3 protein-coding genes are annotated in these 3244 nt (G+C 67.4%); all 3 read right to left on the bottom strand.

Annotation, left to right across the window (positions count from 1 at the left end; genetic code table 11):
- Positions 1-214 precede the first annotated feature (214 nt).
- The 3 genes from mdcC to H0W38_RS19440 are packed head-to-tail and all read right to left on the bottom strand — an operon-like array spanning position 215 to position 3187.
- On the bottom strand, positions 215-520 hold the full coding sequence (mdcC, locus tag H0W38_RS19450; RefSeq protein ID WP_292457262.1) for a malonate decarboxylase acyl carrier protein: 306 nt from the start codon (positions 518-520) through the stop codon (positions 215-217).
- 5 nt (positions 521-525) lie between these two features.
- Positions 526-2190, bottom strand: coding sequence for a malonate decarboxylase subunit alpha (gene mdcA / locus H0W38_RS19445; RefSeq protein ID WP_292457259.1), 1665 nt, complete (start codon positions 2188-2190; stop codon positions 526-528).
- Positions 2191-2203: 13 nt separating this feature from the next.
- Positions 2204-3187, bottom strand: coding sequence for a tripartite tricarboxylate transporter substrate binding protein (locus H0W38_RS19440; protein WP_292457256.1), 984 nt, complete (start codon positions 3185-3187; stop codon positions 2204-2206).
- Between the last annotated feature and the right edge of the window lie 57 nt (positions 3188-3244).

Genomic DNA, 3244 nt, shown 5'->3' with positions numbered 1-3244 from the left:
GTGTGAGCGCAGCGAACGAAGCGAGTTCCGCGACGCGGCCACGAGCCCGAGCAGCGCAGCGCAGTCGGCCCAAAGGGCCGACCGCCGCACCGGCGCGCCGCCGCACACCCGCCCACGGCTTTGCTCCCACCGAACACACACACAGCTCGCATCGCAACGCGGACCCGACACTCGAAAATGGCCGAATCTCAGCATTCCGCGCTGCCCATCCATGTCAGACCCCGAGTTCTTCGGCAGCCTGCGCCAAGCGCAGTGCCACCACCGACGGCGTCGCCCCCGCATCGTTGATCGTCACGAGTAGATCGCCGACCCGGTGCCCCTCGGCAAAGGCCTCCAGCACCGCGCGCCATGTCGGATCGAAGCCCGAGATCGACGTGTCGATCACGAAGCGGATCATTCCGCCCAGCGCACGCGGCTCGAACAGTACTTCCATGTTCCCCGAGCCGACCACGCCGACCAGCGTGTCGGCCGCACCGGCGGCAGGCGTGAAGGGTCCGAACTCGTATTCCAGGTGTTCCATCGTGCTCACCAGTTGCGAAACCGCTTCGGCGGATCGTAGAGGCCGCCCGACCAGCGCACCAACTCCTTGATCGACTTGGCGGCGAGCAGGTCGCGCGTGGCCAGGCGCGCATCGATGCCCAGGTCTTCGGGCCGCTGGACGATGCCCTTGTCGCGCAGGTTCTCCACCTCGCGGCGGTCGCGCGCCAGGCCGACCGATGTGTAGCCGGCCACGCCGCGAATCGCCTGCTCGCGCTCGCGCAGCGTGGCGCAGCGGTGCAGGTGGGCGATGCCTTCCTCGGTCACGATGTGGGTGAGGTCGTCGCCGTAGACCATCACCGGGGGCAGGTCGAGGCCGAAGTCCTCCTTCAACTGCCAGGCATCGAGCCGCTCTACGAAGGTGGGCTGCATCTTGTCGCGGAAGGTCTCGACCAACTGCACGACGAGCTTGCGCCCGCGCGGCATGCTCGACGGGCTGCCGGCGCTTTCCGCACCGGTCTTGAGCCACGGTGGACTCGAATGGCGGCGTCCGCGCGACTCGCAGCCGAAGTTGGGCGCGCCGCCGAAGCCGGCGATGCGGTTGAGCGTGGCGGTCGACGAGTTGCCTTCCAGGTCGATCTGCAGGGTCGAGCCGATGAACAGGTCGGTGTAGTGGCCCGCCAGTTGGCAGAACGCGCGGTTCGAGCGCATCGAGCCGTCGGGGCCGGTGAAGAAGATGTCGGAGCGCTGCTCGATGTAGCGCTCCATGCCGAGCTCGGAGCCGGCGCAGTGAATGCCCTTGACGAAGCCCGCTTCGATGGCGGGAATGAGCGTCGGGCAGGGGTTGACGCTCATGTATTCGCAGATCTGGTCCCTCAGGCCCAGCGACTCGGCGTAGGTCGGCAGGATCAGCTCGATGGCCGCCGTGTCGAAGCCGATGCCGTGGTTGAGCCGCTTGACCTGGTAGGGCGCATACAGGCCCTTGATGACCATCATCGCCATCAGCACCTGGATCTCGCTGATCTGCGCCGGATCGCGCGTGAAGATCGGCTCGATGTAGTGGGGCTTGGGCGACTTGACGACGAAGGACACCCAATCGGCCGGCACATCGACGCGCGGCACGCGCTCGACGATCTCGTTGACCTGCGCGATCACGATGCCGCTCTTGAAGGCGGTGCCCTCGACGACTGCGGGCGTGTCCTCCGTGTTCGGGCCGGTGTACAGGTTGCCCTGTGCATCGGCGCTCTGCGCGGCGACGAAGGCCACGCGGGGCGTCAGGTCCACGAAGTAGCGGCTGTAAAGCTCCAGGTAGGTGTGGATGGCGCCGACCTGGATGCGGCCTTCCTTGATGAGCCGGCCCATGCGCACGCCCTGCTCGCCGGAATAGCAGAAGTCGAGCTTGGCCGCGATGCCGCGCTCGAACACATCGAGGTGCGACGCCAGCGCGAGGTTGGACTGCACGATGTGCAGGCCGTGCACCCGCGCCGGATCGACCTTCGCGAGGCAGGCCGAAAGGAAATCGGCGTGCTTCTGGTTGTTGCCCTCGATGCACACCCGGTCGTGCGGCTGCAGCACCGCTTCGAGCAGGGCGACGGCATCAGCAGCGCCAACGACCTTGCCGGCGACGAGTTCACCAGCCCGCGCAAGACGCGCGCTGCGGTCCTGTGCGAGGGTGTCCCAGCACCGTTGGGGACCGTGCTGAATCGGAGTCATTGGTCCGGATCGCTCAACTGTCCAGCGTGATCCCGGCTTCCCGAATGACCGAGCCCCACTTCTTCAGGTCGTCGCGCGTGATCTCGGTGACTTCCCTCGGCGTGCGCGGCCCGATGTCGTCGTTGCCCAGCTTCTGGAGGGCCTTCACGAGATCGGGGTCGGAGACGATCTTCTTGAGGTCGGATTGCAGGCGAGCGGCAATCGGTGCGGGCAGCCCGGCGGGTGCGACGAGCGAGAACTTGAGCGAGGCGTCGTAGCCGGACAGGCCCTGCTCGGCCAGCGTGGGCACGTCCGGCAGCGCGCTCGAGCGCTGGGCCGACGTGACGCCCAGGGCGCGCGCCTTGCCGCTGGCGATCATCGGCAGGGCCGGGCCGATGGTGGCGAACATGATCGGAACCTGACCGGCGATCAGGTCGGTGAGCGCCGGGCCCGCGCCACGATAGGGCACGTGCATCGCTTTCACGCCGGCCTTGATCTTGAAGAGCTCGCCAGCCAGGTGATGCACTGAACCCACGCCCGAGCTGGCGTAGTTGTACTTGTCGGGCGAGGCCTTCAGCAGCGCGATGAGTTCGTCGAGGCTCTTTGCGGGAACGCTGGGGTGAACGAGCACCACCAGGCCGGTCTCGCACACGTACGACAGCGGCGTGAAGTCCTTGACCGGGTCGTAGCTCAGCTTGCGCAGGTTCGGCATGATGCTCATCGGGCCGGTGTCGGTGAGCCCGATCGTGTAGCCGTCGGGCTCGGCACGCGCCACGTACTCTGCCCCGAGCGAAGCGCCGGCGCCCGGCTTGTATTCATACACGATGGGCTGACCCAGGCTCGCCTCGAGCCCCCGGCCGACGAGGCGGGCGGTCGCATCCGTGGCGCCGCCCGTGCTGTAGCCGATGACGAGCTTGACCGGCTTGCTCGGCCAGTCCTGCGCGCGGGCATACGGGAAGGCCAGCGACGCTGCTCCTGCACCCAGGTAGGTGAGGACTTTTCTGCGTTCGGATCTCATGGGCTCTGTCTCCTTGCGGGTGGTGGATATGCCGCAGCGTCGTGCCGGGGCCTATGG

Source organism: Methylibium sp. (assembly GCF_013817365.1).
Lineage (GTDB): Bacteria > Pseudomonadota > Gammaproteobacteria > Burkholderiales > Burkholderiaceae_C > Methylibium.
Note: the sequence above shows the minus strand (reverse complement) of the source record. Positions and strands in the feature narration are given on the sequence as shown.